A 16,099-nucleotide genomic window follows, 5' to 3' on the forward strand; every position below is an offset into this window, starting at 1 on the left:
AAAAGGGGACGGAGGGGATTAAGTCGTTTGAGGCACAAACGACTTAATCCCCTCCGTCCCCTTTTCCCAGATGGCGGCCAGCGGCCGGCACTACCGGATCGGCATCAATCGCCGAGCAGGGCGGTGTTGCGTACGGCGCCCTTGTCGGCGCTGGTGGCCAGCAGGGCGTAGGCCTTCAACGCGCTGGTGACCTTGCGCGGGCGTGGCGCGCGCGGTTTCCAGCCACGCGCGTCGGCGTCGGCGCGGCGCTGGGCCAGCGTGGCCTCATCCAGCAGCAGGTCGATGCGGCGGGCCGGGATGTCGATGCGGATGCGGTCGCCGTTCTCCACCAGACCGATGACACCGCCGCTGGCGGCTTCCGGCGAGACGTGGCCGATCGACAGGCCCGAGGTGCCGCCGGAGAAACGGCCATCGGTGAGCAGCGCGCACTGCTTGCCCAGTCCCTTCGACTTCAGGTAGCTGGTCGGGTAGAGCATTTCCTGCATGCCGGGGCCGCCCTTCGGCCCTTCGTAGCGGATCACCACTACCTCACCCGGTTGCACCTCGTCGGCGAGGATGCCGGCGACGGCCGCGTCCTGGCTTTCATAGACACGCGCGGGGCCTTCGAACACGTGGATCGATTCGTCCACGCCGGCGGTTTTCACCACGCAGCCATCCACGGCCAGATTGCCACGCAGCACGGCGAGGCCGCCTTCCAGTGAGTACGCATGCTGCAGCGAGCGGATGCAGCCCTCGGCGCGGTCCATGTCCAGGGTCGGCCAGCGCGTGGCCTGGCTGAAGGCCTCCTGGGTAGGGATGCCGGCCGGGCCGGCCTTGAAGAAGGCATGCAGGGTGTCGTTGTCACTGCGCACTACGTCCCAGCGTTCCAGCGCGTCGGACAGGCTGGCGCTGTGCACGGTCGGCACCGTGGTATCGAGCAGGCCGGCGCGGTCCAGCTCACCCAGGATGCCGAACACGCCGCCGGCGCGGTGCACGTCCTCGATGTGGTACTTCGGCGTGTTCGGCGCCACCTTGCACAGCTGTGGCACGCGCCGCGACAGCGCGTCGATGTGGGTCAGGTCGAAGTCGACCTTCGCCTCCTGTGCGGCGGCCAGCAGATGCAGGATGGTATTGGTGGAGCCGCCCATGGCGATGTCCAGGGTCATCGCATTGGCGAACGCGGCCTGGGTGGCGATGCCGCGCGGCAGCGCGCTGGGGTCTTCGCCGCCGTACCAGCGATGGCAGAGTTCGACGATCAGGCGGCCGGCGCGGCGGAACAGCGCCTCACGGTCGGCGTGGGTGGCCAGCGTGGTGCCGTTGCCGGGCAGCGACAGGCCCAGCGCCTCGGTCAGGCAGTTCATCGAGTTGGCGGTGAACATGCCCGAGCAGGACCCGCAGGTGGGGCAGGCGCTGCGCTCGAACGCGGCGACTTTCTCGTCGGAGGCGCTGTCATCGGCGGCCACCACCATCGCGTCGACCAGGTCCAGCTTGTGCTCGGACAGCCTGGTCTTGCCCGCTTCCATCGGCCCGCCGGAGACGAACACCACCGGGATGTTCAGGCGCAGCGCGGCCATCAGCATGCCGGGGGTGATCTTGTCGCAGTTGCTGATGCACACCAGCGCGTCGGCGCAGTGCGCGTTGACCATGTACTCCACGGCGTCGGCGATGATCTCGCGGCTGGGCAGCGAATACAGCATGCCGTCGTGGCCCATCGCGATGCCGTCGTCCACGGCGATGGTGTTGAATTCCTTGGCGACGCCGCCGACCTGTTCGATCTCGCGCGCGACCAGCTGGCCGAGATCCTTCAGGTGCACGTGGCCGGGCACGAACTGGGTGAAGGAGTTGGCGATGGCGATGATCGGCTTGTGGAAGTCGCCGTCCTTCATGCCGGTGGCGCGCCACAGGGCGCGGGCGCCGGCCATGTTGCGACCGGCGGTGGAGGTGCGGGAACGGTATTCGGGCATGGCGGGCGGAACGGGCGGGCCGTACGACGTGGGGGTCAGCCGATCATGGCCAATTTTTTCGGTTGCTGCTGCAACCACCTTCACCGCTTGCAGCGGCTTGGCGGTCCGCGCATTTCCCCTTATCCCCGCGCCTTCGGCGCGCCCCCCTTGAACAACAAGGGGGCTTCTTGCCGGAGACTTGGCTGCGCGCGCCGGGCATGACCGGGCGCCGCGGGATGTGTGCCAACCAAGGTTGGCACCTACCAGAGCGGTGCGTCGCCTGGGGTCGGATCCCATCGCGGCGCGATGGGCTCTGACCCCAATGCCGACGAAAATGAAAGTCCGTTCATCTTTCGCACTTTGCCGATTCCGGTTGCTGGCCCGGATTTGGCATCATTGGGGCATTGATCCGTCGACAGGGCATGAGGCCATGAAACGTTCCCGCACCACCGCGCTGCTGCTGATGAGCGCCGCGCCGCTGCTGTTCACCGCCTGCCAGAAGGAGCCGGAGGTGAAGGTGCAGGAAGGCCTGTATACCTCGGTGGAGGCCTGCACCGAGGCCACCGGCGATCCGTCGTCGTGCCGCAATGCGTTCGCTGAAGCGCAGAAGCAGGCCGCCGATGCGGCGCCGAAGTACGCCAGCAAGGAAGCCTGCGAGAAGGACTACAAGCCGGAACAGTGCGTGCAGCAGCACACCTCGGCCGGTACCTCGTTCATCGGCCCGATGATGATGGGCTTCTTCATGTCGCAGATGCTGAGCAACCGCGGCGGCCTCGCCCCGCAGGCGCCGGCGTCGGCACCGGCCTACCAGGACAAGAATGCGGGTTGGGCGCGCCCGGCACCGGGCGGCACCGGTGGCCTGAACACCGCCAGCGGCATCGGTGCTGGCAAGGCCGGCCTGGCCCCGGTCACCAGCGAGCCGAACCGTGCGGTCACTGCCAGCCGTGGTGGCTTCGGCAACACCAGCGCACGCCGCAGCACCAGCGGCAGCTACGGCGGCTGATCGACCCATGCAGCGCATCCGGATTGCCGAGCGTGCCCAGTGGCGGGCGCGCGCGGAAGAGGCGGGTTTCCGCTTCCACACCATCGACGGCCAGCCGTACTGGGATGAACGCGCGTATTACGCCTTCACCCTGCGCCAGATCGAACAGGACATCGAAGACCCCAGCGCCGAGCTGCACCAGATGGCGCTGGATCTGGTCGGTGATGTCATCGGCAGCGAACGCTTGATGGACCAGCTGGCGATTCCGTCGCACTACCGCGACTGGATCGCCGACAGCTGGCGCCAGCGCCAGCCGCACCTCTATGGCCGCCTGGACCTGGCCTACGACGGTACCGGTCCGGCCAAGCTGTACGAATTGAACTACGACACGCCGACCTCGCTGTTCGAAGCCAGCTTCTTCCAGTGGCAGTGGCTGGAAGACCAGCGCAATGCCGGTCGCCTGCCGCAGCATGCCGACCAGTTCAACGCCATCCATGAGGCGCTGGTCGAGCGTTTCGGCGACCTCGCCACACAGCTGCCGCCCCCGCTGTACTTCAGCGCGGTCGGCAGTTCGGAGGAAGACCGCGGCACGGTCGAGTACCTGCGCGACTGTGCGTCGCAGGCCGGCCTGCATGGCCAGGCCATCGCCATCGAGGACATTGGCCTGTCCGAGGACGGACGCTTCACCGCGCTGGACGATTCGGTGATCGGCACGCTGTTCAAGCTGTATCCGCTGGAAGACCTGATGGCCGAGGAATTCGGCCGCGCGCTGCCCGGTTCGGGCGTGCAGCTGCTGGAACCGGCCTGGAAGGCGGTGCTGAGCAACAAGGGCATCCTGCCGCTGCTGTGGCAGCGCAACGTGGGCCATCCGAACCTGCTGGAAGCGCATTTCGATGACGGCAGCACGCTGGCGTCGGGCTGGGTACGCAAACCGCTGTTCTCGCGCGAAGGCGCCAACATCGAGATGCACCTGGCCGATGGCAGCACCCAACGCAGCGACGGTCCCTACGACGGCCCGGCGATCATCCAGCGTGCGCATCCTCTCACCCGCTTCGAAGGCGGCTATCCGCTGATCGGCAGCTGGGTGATCGGTGACCATGCCTGCGGCATCGGCATCCGCGAGGATGACAGCGCGATCACCCGCGACAGTGCGCGCTTCGTGCCGCACGCGATCGTCGACGAGGCGCCGACGCGGATCTACGTCTGATGACGGTGCGGCGCAATCGCGACCTGCGGCCTGCGCCGCTGCCGGGCCGGCATCTGGATGACGGCCACGCCCTGTGGCGCTATTCGGACCGCATCGCGGTGCGCTGCCACCGCTGCGATACGCCCGGCTGGGTGGTGCGGACGCCGGAATCGCGACGTTTCCGCTGCCTGGGCTGCAGCGCAGCCCTCGACAGTGGATGCGGCTGCGGTTGCTGTGCCGCGGGCGACTGGGTCGGGCCCGTGCGCTACAGCGGCTATCGTCCCTGCGGATACTGCGGGCACAAATGGGTCCGCGCCGAGCTGCACCGTGCGCGTGCAGTGTCGCCGTTGCGGACGCTGGCGGCGGACTGCAGTCAGTGCGGACGCAGCAGCGAGGTGGAGGTCACGTTGTCGCGATGGCGTGGCAATGAGGCGATCGATCCGCATTTTGGCTTGCCGCTGCGGCTGGTCGAAAAGACTGCGGCCGGCGTGCTGTGGGCCTACAACGAAGCCCATCTGCAGGCACTGCACGACTACGCTGCCGCGCCTCTGCGCGAGCGCGCGGGCGTTACCAACGGTTCGATGTTCTCGCGCCTGCCGCAGTGGATGAAGCTGGGCCGCAACCGGGTGCTGCTGCAGCGTGCGGTGGAGCGGTTGCAACGTCGGTTGCTTCAGGGGTAGTGCCGGCCGCTGGCCGGCAACCGGTTTTGGTAGATGCCGACCTCGGTCGGCGCTGTGGATTTCGTGCCAACCAAGGTTGGCACCTACCAGGGCGATGCATCGGTTGCCGCAGGGGTAGTGCCGGCCGCTGGCCGGTAACCGCCGTTGGTAGATGCCGACCCTGGTCGGCGCTGTGGGCGGGCCAACCAAGGTTGGCACCTACCAGGGCGATGCGTCGATTGCTGCAGGGGTAGTGCCGGCCGCTGGCCGGCAACCGGTTTTGGTAGATGTCGACCCTGGTCGGCGCTGTGGATTTCGTGCCAACCAAGGTTGGCACCTACCAGGGCGATGCATCGATTGTTGCAGGGGTAGTGCCGGCCGCTGGCCGGCAACCGGTTTTGGTAGATGTCGACCTTGGTCGGCGCTGTGGATTTCGTGCCAACCAAGGTTGGCACCTACCAGGGCGATGCGGCGGTTGTTGCAGGGGGTAGTGCCGGCCGCTGGCCGGCAACCGGTTTTGGTAGATGCCGACCTCGGTCGGCGCTGTGGGTTCGTGCCAACCAAGGTTGGCACCTACCAAGGCGATGCGGCGGTTGTTGCAGGGGGTAGCGCCGGCCGCTGGCCGGCAACCGGTTTTGGTAGATGCCGACCCTGGTCGGCGCTGTGGATTCCGTGCCAACCAAGGTTGGCACCTACCAGAGCGATCGCGGGTATCAGAGCAGCCCTTCGCGCTTCACCGCCAGATAGCGTTCCACCAGCGCGCCGGGCAGGGCATCGGCGGTCACGTCCAGCACCATCACCTTTTCGCTGCGCAGGGCCTCATGCGCCTTCGCGCGTTGCTGCAGGTACAGCGCGGCGGCACCGGCCTGGGTGGCGTCTTCCAGTGTCTGCACCTCGCCCTCCAGTGCGCCGTCCAGCTCGCGTTCGCGCAGGCTGGCCACGCACACCAGGTGGCGCCGCTGCAGCAGGCGCACTGCCGCCAGCAGGTCTTCGATGTCCTCATCACGCACGTTGCTGACCAGCATCACCAGCGCACGCCGGCGCTGGCGCAGCGACACCTCGGTGGCGGCGGCCAGGTAATCGGTGGCCACCGCGCGTGGCTGCAGGTCGTAGCTGGCGCGCAGCAGGTGCTCGACCGTACCCATGCCGCGCTGCGGCGCCACCCAGCGGCGTTCGCCCCCGGCAGCGTACAGGCCGGCAGCGTCGCCCTGGCGCAGCGCCAGGTAAGCCACCACCAGCGAGGCGTTCAAGGCATGGTCGAAGTGCGAGAGCCCGCCTTCGCTGGCCAGCATGCGCCGGCCACTGTCCAGCATCAGCAGCAGCTGCTGGTTCTTCTCGTCCTGGTATTCGCGCGAGATCAGCTTGCGCGCACGCGCGGTGGCCTTCCAGTCGAGCTGGCGCAGGCTGTCGCCGATGCGGTACTCGCGCATCTGGTGGAAATCGGTGCCTTCGCCACGGCGGCGCTTCACGTGCGCACCAACCAGCCGCGAGGCCTGGTCGGCACTGAACAATGCGAAGCGGGTGAGCGGCACGAAGTTCGGATAGACCCGCACCTCCAGCGCCGGCGGCAGCGTGCGTTGCTGCCACCACAGGCGCCACGGCGAACGCATGCGCAGGTGCACCCCCTCGAAGCGGAAGTGCCCACGCTGCAGCGGCTGCAGGTGGTAGTGCAGGGTGGACGCCGTACCGGCCTGCAGGCGCACGCGCTGCGGCAGCGCTTCCAGCGGCCAGCCGCCGGGCACCAGGTCGAACACCTGCACCGTCATCGATTGCTCGGCCTGCAGGCGCAGCGCCGCCTCGCGGCGCACGCCCAGCGCCAGCGCTTCGGGCAGCTCGCGCTGTACCTGCGGCGACGGACGCCGCGACTGCCGCCACAGATCCCACAAGGCGGGCAGCGCGATGACGACGGCTGCCAGCGCCCAGCTCCAGCGCGGCAGCCACCCGCCCAGCACCAGGCCGCCCAGGGCAGCCCAGGCCAGCAGCAGCGCCAGCAGCAGCGGGGCCGGTCTCATCGGCGCGGTGCTTCCACCTTGGCCAGCAGCGCGCCCAGCACGTCGTCGGCGTCCTGGCCTTCGATCTGCAGCTCCGGGGCCAGTGCAATGCGGTGGCGCAGCGCCGGGCGCGCAATGTCGCGCACGTCGTCCGGCGTGACGAAGTCACGGCCGGCCAGCACCGCCTGCGCGCGCGAGGCACGCACCAGCGCGATGCTGCCGCGGGGGCCAGCGCCGACCGCGATGCCCGGCCACTGCCTCGTGGCCGCCACAATCCGCACCGCGTAGTCGATCACTTCGTCATCGACGGTGATCGCCGCGGTCGCGCGCTGCAGTTCCAGAAGCTCGCCGGCCCCCAATACACGCGGCACCTGGCTCAGGTCGAAATCGCTGGCGGCACGGCCACTGGTGATCGCGGTCACCATGCGCTTCTCGTCCTCCAGCTGCGGGTAGTCGATCAGCACCTTCAGCAGGAAGCGGTCCAGCTGTGCTTCCGGCAACGGGTAGGTGCCTTCCTGTTCCAGCGGGTTCTGCGTAGCCAGCGCCATGAACGGCGGCGCCAGGGTGAAGGCCTTGCCTTCGATGGTCACCTGACCTTCCTGCATCACTTCCAGCAGGGCCGACTGGGTCTTGGCCGGGGCACGGTTGATCTCGTCGGCCAGCAGCAGGTTGGTGAACACCGGGCCGCGACGGATCTTGAAGCTCTCGCTCTTCGGGTCGTACACCGCGTGGCCACTGACGTCGCTGGGCATCAGGTCGGGGGTGAACTGCACGCGCCCGTAGTCCAGCTCCAGGGCCTGTGCCAGTGCACGCACCAGCAGGGTCTTGCCCAGACCGGGCACGCCTTCGATCAGCACGTGGCCACCGGCCAGCAGCGCCACCAGGATCTGGTCCAGTACATCGGCCTGGCCGATGAAGGCGTGTCCAACGGCGGTGCGGATGGCATCGACGCGTTCGATCAGGCGGGCGTTGGCGGCCGCCGGCAGCTCGGGGACTTCGGTCATAGCAGGGATCTCATCTGGAGCAGCAAGCGGATGCGCTCGCGCAGGGCGGAGGAATCGTGCGGTGGCGGGGGCGTGAGCGCGCTGGCAACACGGCCTTGCGGCCATTTCAGCAGCTCGGCGATGGCCTGATCGCGCGGCGCACCGTCCAGTGCAGCGGCTACCGGTGCGCGCAGGCGCAGGCGATGCAGGAACAGGGCGAACACGGCGTCGTACAGGCGCGTGCCGTGGCCGAAGCGCAGCAGCAGCTCGCCACTGGCACGCACGTGCTCCAGCAGCGAGCGGCGTTCCAGCACCGGCGACGGCAGCAGGCTGCCGAAGCGCTGCGAGCGAGCCCACAACCAGCCCAGCAGGGCCAGCAGCAGCGGCGCCCACAGCGGCCAGCCCTGGTAGAACAGGCGCGCCCACAGTGACGGCGGGCGGCTGGCATAGACCAGCCAGAACGCTCCCTTGCCGTAATTCGGGTCGAGCAGGTAACGGGTCAGGTCGCGGTGCGAGAGATCGTGCAGGCCATCACTGGCCTTGCCTGCGGCCGACGCCAGGCGTGCCGCCGGCGAATCCACCTCGCCGCGCATGAATTCCATGTCGGCCAGCACGCTCACCTTGCCCTGGCCATGGTGCAGGCGTGCGAACACCAGGCTGTGCTCGTTGCCCCAGCGCCGTTCGGCCCGCGCATTGGCGGCAAAGCCCAGCGTGAAGCGACGACCACCGCAGAACTCGACGTGGCTGGGATCATCGATGACGTGGAATGGCTGGCAGTCGCTCTGCTGATACAGGCTGTCCACGCCCAGCTGGTCCAGCAGGGGCCCCTGCGTGCTGCTGGCGTCGTCCTCGGCGGGCGGCGGCGTACGCACCAGCAGATGGCCACCACCATCAACCCAGGCCAGCAGGGCCCTGGCCGCCGGTGCCGGCAGTTCGCTGCTGTCCTGCAGCAGCACCACCGTATCGTGCGGGCCCAGCGCCATCTGCTGCAGGTCCAGCCGCGGCCGCGAGTGCACCTCGATGCCATCGGCACGCAGGGCCTGGCCCAGCACGTACAGCGGGTTGTAGCCAGCTTCGCCCTGCGGCGGCAGCTGCACGGTCTCGGTCACGCGTTCGTGCGTGCGCAGGTAGAGGATCGTCAGCGGCACGCCGAACAGCACCAGCGCGCCCAGCAGCAGCGACCAGAACAGGCGCGGACTCATGCCAGCCACCTGTACTGCCGGCGCAGGGTATCGGCCAATGCATCGAAATCGGCGCGGCTGGGCAGGCGGCCACCGTAGGCGGCGTACTGCCACATGCGCACGATGCGCGCGAACAGGTCACGGTCGGTGGCATCGGGCATGCGCCGCGACGCGCGCAGGCATTGCGCTTCGGTAGCACCGGGCGGAAGCGCGATGCCGCTGCGCTCGCCCACCGTGCGCACGCTGGCGCGGTACAGCAGGGCCAGCGCCTGCCGCGGCCGCCCCTGGTCCCACAGCAGGCCGGCCTGGGTGGCCACGTCCGGCGGCAGCACGACCGGCAGTTCCACCGGTTCTTCCACTACCTGCGGTGTGGCCTCGGCCTTGCGCCGGCCACTGCCGCGCAGCCACGGCAGCCACAGCCGTGCGGTCAGCAGCAGCACCAGCAGCAGGACGCCCAGCAGGCCCCACAGGCCCCACTCGGCCAGGCGTGCCAGCCAGGCGATGCCGTCCTTGCGCGTTTTGCGTTCACCCTTGCTGTTGGTGTCACGCTGCAGCTGCTTGTCTTCCTTCTTTTTTTCCTCGGCCTGCTCGATCGGCTTCCAGCGCGTGACCTGGCGGGTCGGGCGCTGCAGCGGATCTTCATAGGCGCGGTTCACCGCCTGGCGGAAGCCGGCGGTGTCCACTGGCGCTGCACCGAAGATCATGGCCGGTGCATTGGCCGGATCGTTCGCCGCAGTGGCCGGTTCCTCCGCGCTGTCCTCGTCCTCTCCGGCATCGTCTGCCTGTTCTGCGGCCGTCTGCGCGTCCTGCGCATGCACTGGCGCGTAGGCCAGCGGCAGGGCAAGGCACAGCAGCAGCGCCAGCGTGGATGCCGCCGGCAGCAGCCGCTCGCGCAGGCGGCGCAGGGCGATCTCCACGTCCCACGCTTCCATCTGCGTGCGCCGGTTCAAGTACAGGCCGAAGCCGGCGCCGACGTAGAACGGACCGATCAGCACCGAGGCCAGCCAGCACGCCAGGTTGAAGCCCGCCCGCGCCCAGGCGGGTGTGTCCTGGCCGATCATGTCCCACGCGGCACGCCATGATTCGGACATCAGCTCCAGCGGCATGAACATGAACACCGCGCCGATCGCACCGGACACCAGCACCGCTTCAAACGCCATGCAGGCCACGGTCAGCACGGCGGCGGCACCCGCCGCACCAGCGGCCACGGCACGGCGGCGTGCACCGCGCTGGGCCGGCGCATTGCCCTCCAGCAGGTTCACCGGCATGCACAGGCTGCGCAGCACGCTGAAACGGCGCCAGCCCAGGTAGCCCCAGAAACCTGCATTGCCCCAGCTGCGTTGCGCGCGCAGGGCCGCCAGCGTACCGACCGGCTCGCCGAAGATGCCACGCGACAGCACGTACAGCGGCGCCCGTTCGAACAGCGGCTTGCACCACCACATTGCCAGCCACGCCCAGCCGAATGCATCCAGCCACCAGCCCAGCGCGTTGAAGACCACGAACAGCGGCGCACTGGCCAGCAGCCAGCTGCCCCATACCGCGCGTGCGTGGCGGCGCGACAGGGCACTGCCCAGCTCCATTGCTTCCCAGCCGCTGCGCGCGCGCAGCACCACGTCCAGGTGGTCAATGCGCATGGCCGCCTCCGCGTCCGCCGCGCCACAGCCACAGCAGCACGCCGGCCCACAGCATGCCGGCCACGCTGAACTTGCCCCACGCCGGCACGTCGGCAATCGACGACCAGAAGGCTTCGATGAACGCGGCCACCAGCAGCATGAACGCCACGCCCAGGCACAGGCGCGCACCGATGCGGCCGCCCTCGACCAGTGCATCCAGGCGGCTGCGCCGGCCGGGTGCCAGCAGTTTCATGCCCAGCTGCAGACCGGCACCGCCGGCGATCACGATCGCGGTCAGCTCGAAGGCACCATGGCCTGCGACGAAGCGCCAGAACGGATCACCATGGCCGATGTGCTGCAGGTGGCCCGCCACCGAACCGATGATCACGCCGTTGAACAGCAGCACCAGCAGCGTGCCCAGGCCGGCCAGCAGGCCGCTGGCGAAGGTACGCAGGGCGATGCTGATGTTGTTGAGGATGTAGTGGCCGAACATCATCCAGTCGGTGCCGCTGTCGCGTCCCAGGCGCTCGGCGGCCGGATCGTACATGCGCTCCATCTCGGCGATCTGGCGGTTGTCCATCACCATGTGGATCAGGTCCGGATAGACCTGCACCAGCACGAAGCAGGCCAGCGCCGGCAGCGCGAACATCGCCAGCGCCACCCACATGCTGCGCGCCTGGCTGCGCACCAGCAACGGGAAGTCGGCCACCAGGAATTCCAGCGCACCGCGCCAGCGCGTCGGCGGCGTGCGGTACAGCACGCTGTGGCCCTGCTGCATCAACTGCTGCAGGCGCTGCACCAGCTGCGGGCTGTAGCCGCGCTCGCGGGCCAGCGCCAGCTGCTGGCACAGGCGCCGGTAGCGCTGCGGGAAGGCGGTATCGTCGAGCGCGAGCGCGCTGGCCTTGCGCCGCGTGCGGCGCGAAGCACCGGCGCGCAGCAGCAGCCAGTGTTCCAGGTCCTGCCATTCCTGCTGGTAGCGGGCGACGAACTGTTCCTGCTTCATCGCCGCCCCAGCAGCCAGTTGGCCATGGCATACAGGCGCAGCACGCCGACCTGGCCGTGGGTGCCGGTCAGTGGCTCGGCAATGCCGGCCAGTTCCTGCTGGCGTGCCGCCGACAGCCGCGGCGCGCGCTCGGCGAAGGCCATCAGCGCCGCCTGTTCTTCCGGTCGCAGCGGCTGCGGCGGGGCCAGCACGCTGTCGATGGTGGGCGGAGGCGGCAGGTACAGCACCGGTGCATGCACCACCACGGTACCGGCCACCAGGTCGCCGAGGCGGCGGCCGTGGGAATCGAACAGGCTGCTGATCAGGCCCAGTGCATAGCCGAACGGCAGCATGTCCACGGTGCGCAGCAGGTTGCGGGTGATGGCGGCCATCCAGCCCACCGGCGCGCCATCGCGCGCGAGCACGCGCAGGCCCAGTGCGCGCTTGCCCAGGGTGCGGCCCCACCGCGCTTCGCAGACGATCGGGTAGGCCCAGTAGACCAGGAACATCAGCACCAGGCCGAGCCCGGAGCCGAACGAATCCAGCAGTGCCAGCGGAATCGACATCAGCACCAGCACCGCGATGCGCACGCCCAGATCGATCAGCCAGGCCATCGCCCGGGGCACCGGGCCGGCCGCCGGCAACTGCAGCGGCACACCCTCCGGCGTCACCACCTCGCGGTAGGTATCGAGCATCGGTGCGGCCATCAGTGCGATGGCCTTCGTTGTGGGCGGCGGAGTCCTCTCCGGCAGGCAGCCACAGGCATGGGGGTCTCGACAGGTCCTGGTCGGGCCCAGACTTTAGCAGAGCCGCATGGCGGCGTTGGCCGTTCAGCCCAGGTATTCGTCCTTCAGCCGCACGTAGTGGTCGGCCGAATAGTGCAGCGACTCGATCTCCCTGTCGCTCAGCGTGCGCGCCGGGCGGGCCGGGTTGCCCACCCAGAGCTCACCTTCACCGACCACCTTGCCCGGGCCGACCACCGCTCCGGCACCGACGAAGCCATGGCGTTCCACACGGGCGCCATCGAGGATGCAGGCGCCCATGCCGATCAGGCTGTAATCACCGATGGTGCAGGCGTGGATGATGCAGCCATGGCCGACGGTCACGCCTTCGCCGATCAGGGTCGGGTAGCCGGCCTTGTTGTACGGGCTGTGGTGGCTGACGTGGATGATGGTGCCGTCCTGCACATTGGTGCGCGCACCGATGCGGACGTAATTGACGTCGCCGCGGATGATCGTACCCGGCCACACTGATACGTCCTCGGCCAGTTCCACGTCACCGATGAGGGTGCAGGCCGGATCGATGTACACGCGCTCGCCGAGGACGGGCATCTTGTCGCGGAAGGGGCGCAGCGGGTTCATCGGTGTCTCCGGAAATCAGGGCGTTCACCGCGATGATACCTGCGTGGTAGTGCCGGCCGCTGGCCGGCAACGTCATGGGCGTACCTGGAATTCTGCGGTTGCCGGCCAGCGGCCGGCACTACCCGAGTCAGGTGCAGCCGCTCAGATCGGCGCGTGCTCGGCCAGCATCTGCCGGAACAGCTCATCCAGCCACGCCGCATCACCGTGTCCAGCGGGCAGCTGCGGCGCCTGCGCAGTCCGGATGGCCAGTTCACGATCGATGAAATCGCTGATCGCCGCGATGCGTGGTCCGGCACTGACCTCGGCACTGGCGCGTTTAACGGCCAGCAGGGCATCGATGGCTTCACGCACCGGGCCGTGCGTCAGCAGCCGGTCCAGCAGGTCCTCGAAGGCCATCGGCGGGGGGGTCTGTTCGTGCTCGATCCACTGGCAGGCCAGCAGTGGGCGCAGCACGTACAGGTACTTCTTCGTGCGTACCGTTTCGCCACGCAGGTAACCGCGATGGTTCGAGCGCGCCATGTTGAAGTAGTGCCACCACGTGCCCAGTGGTGAATAGAACGACTCAGCTGCCTTCCAAAGCTGCGACACTGCGGTGTGATCCTGCTGGTAGATGATCGGCGAGCGCAGCCATTCAATCAGTGTCGGATTGGATTTTGAAACCAGGCGCAATGCCTTGCGCAGGTCCCAGCCGCTGACATCGAGCTCATCGTCGATCGGCAGTTCGATCACGTCCCGCTGCGCATCGCCGGGGCCGGTGCTCTCGTTGACGGTGAGATACCACGGCTGGCGATGCACGTAGATGAAGCGTGCATCGTAGTCGCTGTCCGGCGAAGAGAAGCCCCAACCACGGCTGCCGGACTCGCACGCCAGCAGAACGCGCACGTCGTGTCGCCGTTCGATGTCGGCGAGGCTGGAAAGAATGGCGGCGCGCTTGCCCGGCGCGATCGGGTGGATGTCGTCCATGCAGTCGTGATCCGTTGATGTCGAGCGTGCTCGACTGTAGCGCAGTTGCGCACGGGTAGTGCCGGCCGCTGGCCGGCAACCTCAATGGACGCACCTGGAATTCTGCGGTTGCCGGCCAGCGGCCGGCACTACCGGCTAGGGTTCGTAGCTGTAGCCCATGCCGTACACCGAACGGATCGGTTCGCCTTCCATGCCGGCGTCGGCCAGCTTGCGGCGCAGGTTGCGCACATGGCTGTCGACGGTGCGGTCGACCACCACGCGGTGGTCCAGGTAGAGGCGGTCGAGCAGCTCATCGCGCGCCCAGATCCGGCCGGGCGTGGCCAGCAGGGTGCGCAGCAGGCGGTATTCCACCGGCGTCAGGTCCAGGCCCTTGCCGTTCCAGGTGGCGCGTGCCGCCGGTTCGTCGATATGCAGGCCGCTGTTGGCGCGTGCAGCGGGGTCCGGGCGGTAACGGCGCAGCACCGCCACCACCCGCGCGACCACTTCGCGCGGACTGAACGGCTTGCAGATGTAGTCGTCGGCACCGATGTCCAGGCCCAGCAGGCGGTCGATCTCTTCCACCCGCGCGGTGACCATGATCACCGGTACATCGCTGCCGGCGCGCAGTTCGCGGCACAGGTCCACGCCATCGCGTTGCGGCAGCATCAGGTCCAGCAGCACCAGGTCGGGCTGGTAGCGCGCGAATGCGTCGATCACCTGGCCGCCATCGTCCACCCATTCGCTGGTCATGCCGGCGGCGGCCAGGTAGTCACGCAGCACCGAGGCCAGGCGTGGCTCATCCTCGACGATCAGGATCTTCGCGGACGCGGCGGGGGACAGGCTCATGCGGACTCCGGCAGGGTGACGACCACGCGCAGCCCGCCCAGCGGCGAGGGATCGGCGTGGATATGGCCGTGGTGGGCGAGGATGATGTTGTGGCTGATGGCCAGGCCCAGCCCGCTGCCGCCGCTGGCGCGGTTGCGCGAACTCTCCACCCGGTAGAAGCGCTCGAACAGCAGCGCACACTTGTCGGCCGGTACGCCCGGCGCGGTGTCTTCCACGATCAGCTGCACGCCGGCGGGCACGCGCGCAGCCTGCACGCGCACGCGGCCGCCGCCATGGGTATAGCGCAGCGCATTTTCCAGCAGGTTGGCCAGCACCTGCTGCAGGCGGCGCTCGTCACCGGACACCTGCAGCGGTGTGGCGGGCAGCGCTTCTTCCAGTGCCAGCCCCGCCGTGGAGAAGCGCACGCGCATGCCATTGAGCTCGCTACGCACCAGCGCCACCAGGTCCAGCGGGGCGAAGCGGTAGGCCAGGCCGCCGGACTGGGTCATCGACAGGTCGTGCAGGTCGTCGATCAGCTTGCCCAGCTGGCGGATCTCGCCCTGCAGGGCACCCAGGTTGGCGCGGTCCAGCGGGCGGATACCATCCTCGATCGCCTCCAGTTCGGCGCGCACCACCGCCAGCGGCGTGCGCAGTTCGTGCGAGATGTCGGCAATGAAGGCGCGGCGGTTGCGCTCGGTGTCGTCCAGCGCCTGCGCCATCCGGTTGAAGTCGTTGACCAGTGCATCCAGCTCGTCATCGCTGGTGCGCTCGATGCGGGTGGCGTAGTCGCCGGCGGCGAGCCGGTGGGTGGCGGCGGCCAGCTTGGCCAGGCGCTGGCGCAGCGCGCGCGACACCAGCCAGGCCAGCACTACGGTCACCAGCAGCAGCGAGATGCCGATCACCCACCATGCGCGCATCTGGGTGTTGTAGAAATTCAGGTCGTTGGTAGCGATGACGGTCTGGAACGGCACCATGCCCAGCCAGCCGACGGTGTGTCCGTCCACCTGCACACTGTGCGGCTCGTCGTCGCTGATCGCGTCCGGGTTGCCGGCCACGAACCGATGCTGCGCATCGAACAGGCCCAGCCGCGAGGGAACGCCGGTCTGGTCGGACAGCGGCGGCACGGGCCCCTCGTGCCCATGGCCCAGGTCCGGGCGCAGCAGCCGCGCCCAGCGGTCACTGTCACCGCGCAGATGCTCCCAGCCGCCGTGCGTGCGGTACTCGCGCTGCAGGTGTGGCATCACGCGCTGCATGCGCAGGTCGCCCTGGTCGTTGAGGTAGTCCAGGAAGCCGGTCTGGAACGCCACGCGGCTGGCAATGCCGTTCACTGCCAGCACCAGCAGGCAGGCGGTGAAGATCGCGAGGAAGGTCTTCGCGGTCAGGCCGAATTTGAATCGAATCTTCGCCATCGCCGGGCCATTAGCGGCGCATGCGGCGCCGAAAGCAAGCGCCCGCTGAGCCGGTCGCACAAT

The 16,099-nt window shown here is 68.6% G+C and carries 14 protein-coding genes; 3 read left to right on the forward strand and 11 right to left on the reverse strand.

What is annotated here, in order from left to right:
- Positions 1-104 precede the first annotated feature (104 nt).
- Positions 105-1,943, reverse strand: a complete 1,839-nt coding sequence (gene ilvD, locus AC5P53_RS00745) for a dihydroxy-acid dehydratase (RefSeq protein ID WP_241887736.1) — start codon at positions 1,941-1,943, stop codon at positions 105-107.
- A gap of 409 nt (positions 1,944-2,352) precedes the next feature.
- On the opposite strand from ilvD, the gene AC5P53_RS00750 reads away from it, so the two are divergent.
- From AC5P53_RS00750 to AC5P53_RS00760, 3 genes are read left to right on the forward strand one after another with little or no spacing between them, the layout of a single operon-like run.
- Complete coding sequence (locus AC5P53_RS00750) at positions 2,353-2,925, forward strand: DUF1190 domain-containing protein (RefSeq protein WP_005420172.1); 573 nt, start codon at positions 2,353-2,355, stop codon at positions 2,923-2,925.
- 7 nt (positions 2,926-2,932) lie between these two features.
- The gene (locus tag AC5P53_RS00755; RefSeq protein ID WP_032957032.1) at positions 2,933-4,111 is read left to right on the forward strand and encodes a glutathionylspermidine synthase family protein; all 1,179 of its coding nucleotides are present in this window, start codon (positions 2,933-2,935) and stop codon (positions 4,109-4,111) included.
- Positions 4,111-4,770, forward strand: a complete 660-nt coding sequence (locus AC5P53_RS00760) for a hypothetical protein (protein WP_032957033.1) — start codon at positions 4,111-4,113, stop codon at positions 4,768-4,770. The genes AC5P53_RS00755 and AC5P53_RS00760 overlap by 1 nt, the downstream gene beginning before the upstream one ends.
- A gap of 692 nt (positions 4,771-5,462) precedes the next feature.
- Here AC5P53_RS00760 and AC5P53_RS00765 read toward each other — a convergent pair.
- From AC5P53_RS00765 to baeS, 10 genes are all read right to left on the reverse strand, one after another.
- Positions 5,463-6,761 (reverse strand): DUF58 domain-containing protein, encoded by a 1,299-nt coding sequence (locus AC5P53_RS00765; protein WP_014648783.1) that lies wholly within the window; start codon positions 6,759-6,761, stop codon positions 5,463-5,465.
- Complete coding sequence (locus AC5P53_RS00770; RefSeq protein WP_014648782.1) at positions 6,758-7,744, reverse strand: AAA family ATPase; 987 nt, start codon at positions 7,742-7,744, stop codon at positions 6,758-6,760. Before AC5P53_RS00770 ends, AC5P53_RS00765 begins: the two co-directional genes overlap by 4 nt.
- Complete coding sequence (locus tag AC5P53_RS00775; protein WP_032957038.1) at positions 7,741-8,925, reverse strand: DUF4350 domain-containing protein; 1,185 nt, start codon at positions 8,923-8,925, stop codon at positions 7,741-7,743. The genes AC5P53_RS00770 and AC5P53_RS00775 overlap by 4 nt, the downstream gene beginning before the upstream one ends.
- Complete coding sequence (locus AC5P53_RS00780) at positions 8,922-10,538, reverse strand: DUF4129 domain-containing protein (protein WP_288495375.1); 1,617 nt, start codon at positions 10,536-10,538, stop codon at positions 8,922-8,924. Before AC5P53_RS00780 ends, AC5P53_RS00775 begins: the two co-directional genes overlap by 4 nt.
- A complete protein-coding gene (locus AC5P53_RS00785; RefSeq protein WP_014648779.1) occupies positions 10,528-11,520 on the reverse strand; it encodes a stage II sporulation protein M in 993 nt (330 codons plus the stop codon). The genes AC5P53_RS00780 and AC5P53_RS00785 overlap by 11 nt, the downstream gene beginning before the upstream one ends.
- On the reverse strand, positions 11,517-12,206 hold the full coding sequence (locus tag AC5P53_RS00790; protein WP_049404933.1) for an RDD family protein: 690 nt from the start codon (positions 12,204-12,206) through the stop codon (positions 11,517-11,519). Before AC5P53_RS00790 ends, AC5P53_RS00785 begins: the two co-directional genes overlap by 4 nt.
- 123 nt (positions 12,207-12,329) lie before the next feature.
- Positions 12,330-12,860: a gamma carbonic anhydrase family protein gene (locus tag AC5P53_RS00795; RefSeq protein ID WP_169411989.1), complete on the reverse strand. Its 531-nt coding sequence runs from the start codon at positions 12,858-12,860 to the stop codon at positions 12,330-12,332.
- A gap of 141 nt (positions 12,861-13,001) precedes the next feature.
- On the reverse strand, positions 13,002-13,823 hold the full coding sequence (locus AC5P53_RS00800) for a nucleotidyltransferase domain-containing protein (protein ID WP_049442031.1): 822 nt from the start codon (positions 13,821-13,823) through the stop codon (positions 13,002-13,004).
- A gap of 135 nt (positions 13,824-13,958) precedes the next feature.
- A complete protein-coding gene (locus AC5P53_RS00805) occupies positions 13,959-14,648 on the reverse strand; it encodes a response regulator (RefSeq protein WP_014648775.1) in 690 nt (229 codons plus the stop codon).
- Positions 14,645-16,036, reverse strand: coding sequence for a sensor histidine kinase efflux regulator BaeS (baeS, locus tag AC5P53_RS00810; protein ID WP_241887283.1), 1,392 nt, complete (start codon positions 16,034-16,036; stop codon positions 14,645-14,647). The genes AC5P53_RS00805 and baeS overlap by 4 nt, the downstream gene beginning before the upstream one ends.
- Positions 16,037-16,099: the final 63 nt, after the last annotated feature.

The sequence above is a fragment of the Stenotrophomonas sp. YJH_SMC_82 genome (assembly GCF_059368875.1).

Excerpts from the sequence above, each read along its gene's own strand:
- ilvD (WP_241887736.1), bottom strand. The coding sequence starts at position 1,943 with ATGCCCGAATACCGTTCCCGCACCTCCACCGCCGGTCGCAACATGGCC.
- AC5P53_RS00750 (WP_005420172.1), top strand. The coding sequence starts at position 2,353 with ATGAAACGTTCCCGCACCACCGCGCTGCTGCTGATGAGCGCCGCGCCG.
- AC5P53_RS00755 (WP_032957032.1), top strand. The coding sequence starts at position 2,933 with ATGCAGCGCATCCGGATTGCCGAGCGTGCCCAGTGGCGGGCGCGCGCG.
- AC5P53_RS00760 (WP_032957033.1), top strand. The coding sequence starts at position 4,111 with ATGACGGTGCGGCGCAATCGCGACCTGCGGCCTGCGCCGCTGCCGGGC.
- AC5P53_RS00765 (WP_014648783.1), bottom strand. The coding sequence starts at position 6,761 with ATGAGACCGGCCCCGCTGCTGCTGGCGCTGCTGCTGGCCTGGGCTGCC.
- AC5P53_RS00770 (WP_014648782.1), bottom strand. The coding sequence starts at position 7,744 with ATGACCGAAGTCCCCGAGCTGCCGGCGGCCGCCAACGCCCGCCTGATC.
- AC5P53_RS00775 (WP_032957038.1), bottom strand. The coding sequence starts at position 8,925 with ATGAGTCCGCGCCTGTTCTGGTCGCTGCTGCTGGGCGCGCTGGTGCTG.
- AC5P53_RS00780 (WP_288495375.1), bottom strand. The coding sequence starts at position 10,538 with ATGCGCATTGACCACCTGGACGTGGTGCTGCGCGCGCGCAGCGGCTGG.
- AC5P53_RS00785 (WP_014648779.1), bottom strand. The coding sequence starts at position 11,520 with ATGAAGCAGGAACAGTTCGTCGCCCGCTACCAGCAGGAATGGCAGGAC.
- AC5P53_RS00790 (WP_049404933.1), bottom strand. The coding sequence starts at position 12,206 with ATGGCCGCACCGATGCTCGATACCTACCGCGAGGTGGTGACGCCGGAG.
- AC5P53_RS00795 (WP_169411989.1), bottom strand. The coding sequence starts at position 12,860 with ATGAACCCGCTGCGCCCCTTCCGCGACAAGATGCCCGTCCTCGGCGAG.
- AC5P53_RS00800 (WP_049442031.1), bottom strand. The coding sequence starts at position 13,823 with ATGGACGACATCCACCCGATCGCGCCGGGCAAGCGCGCCGCCATTCTT.
- AC5P53_RS00805 (WP_014648775.1), bottom strand. The coding sequence starts at position 14,648 with ATGAGCCTGTCCCCCGCCGCGTCCGCGAAGATCCTGATCGTCGAGGAT.
- baeS (WP_241887283.1), bottom strand. The coding sequence starts at position 16,036 with ATGGCGAAGATTCGATTCAAATTCGGCCTGACCGCGAAGACCTTCCTC.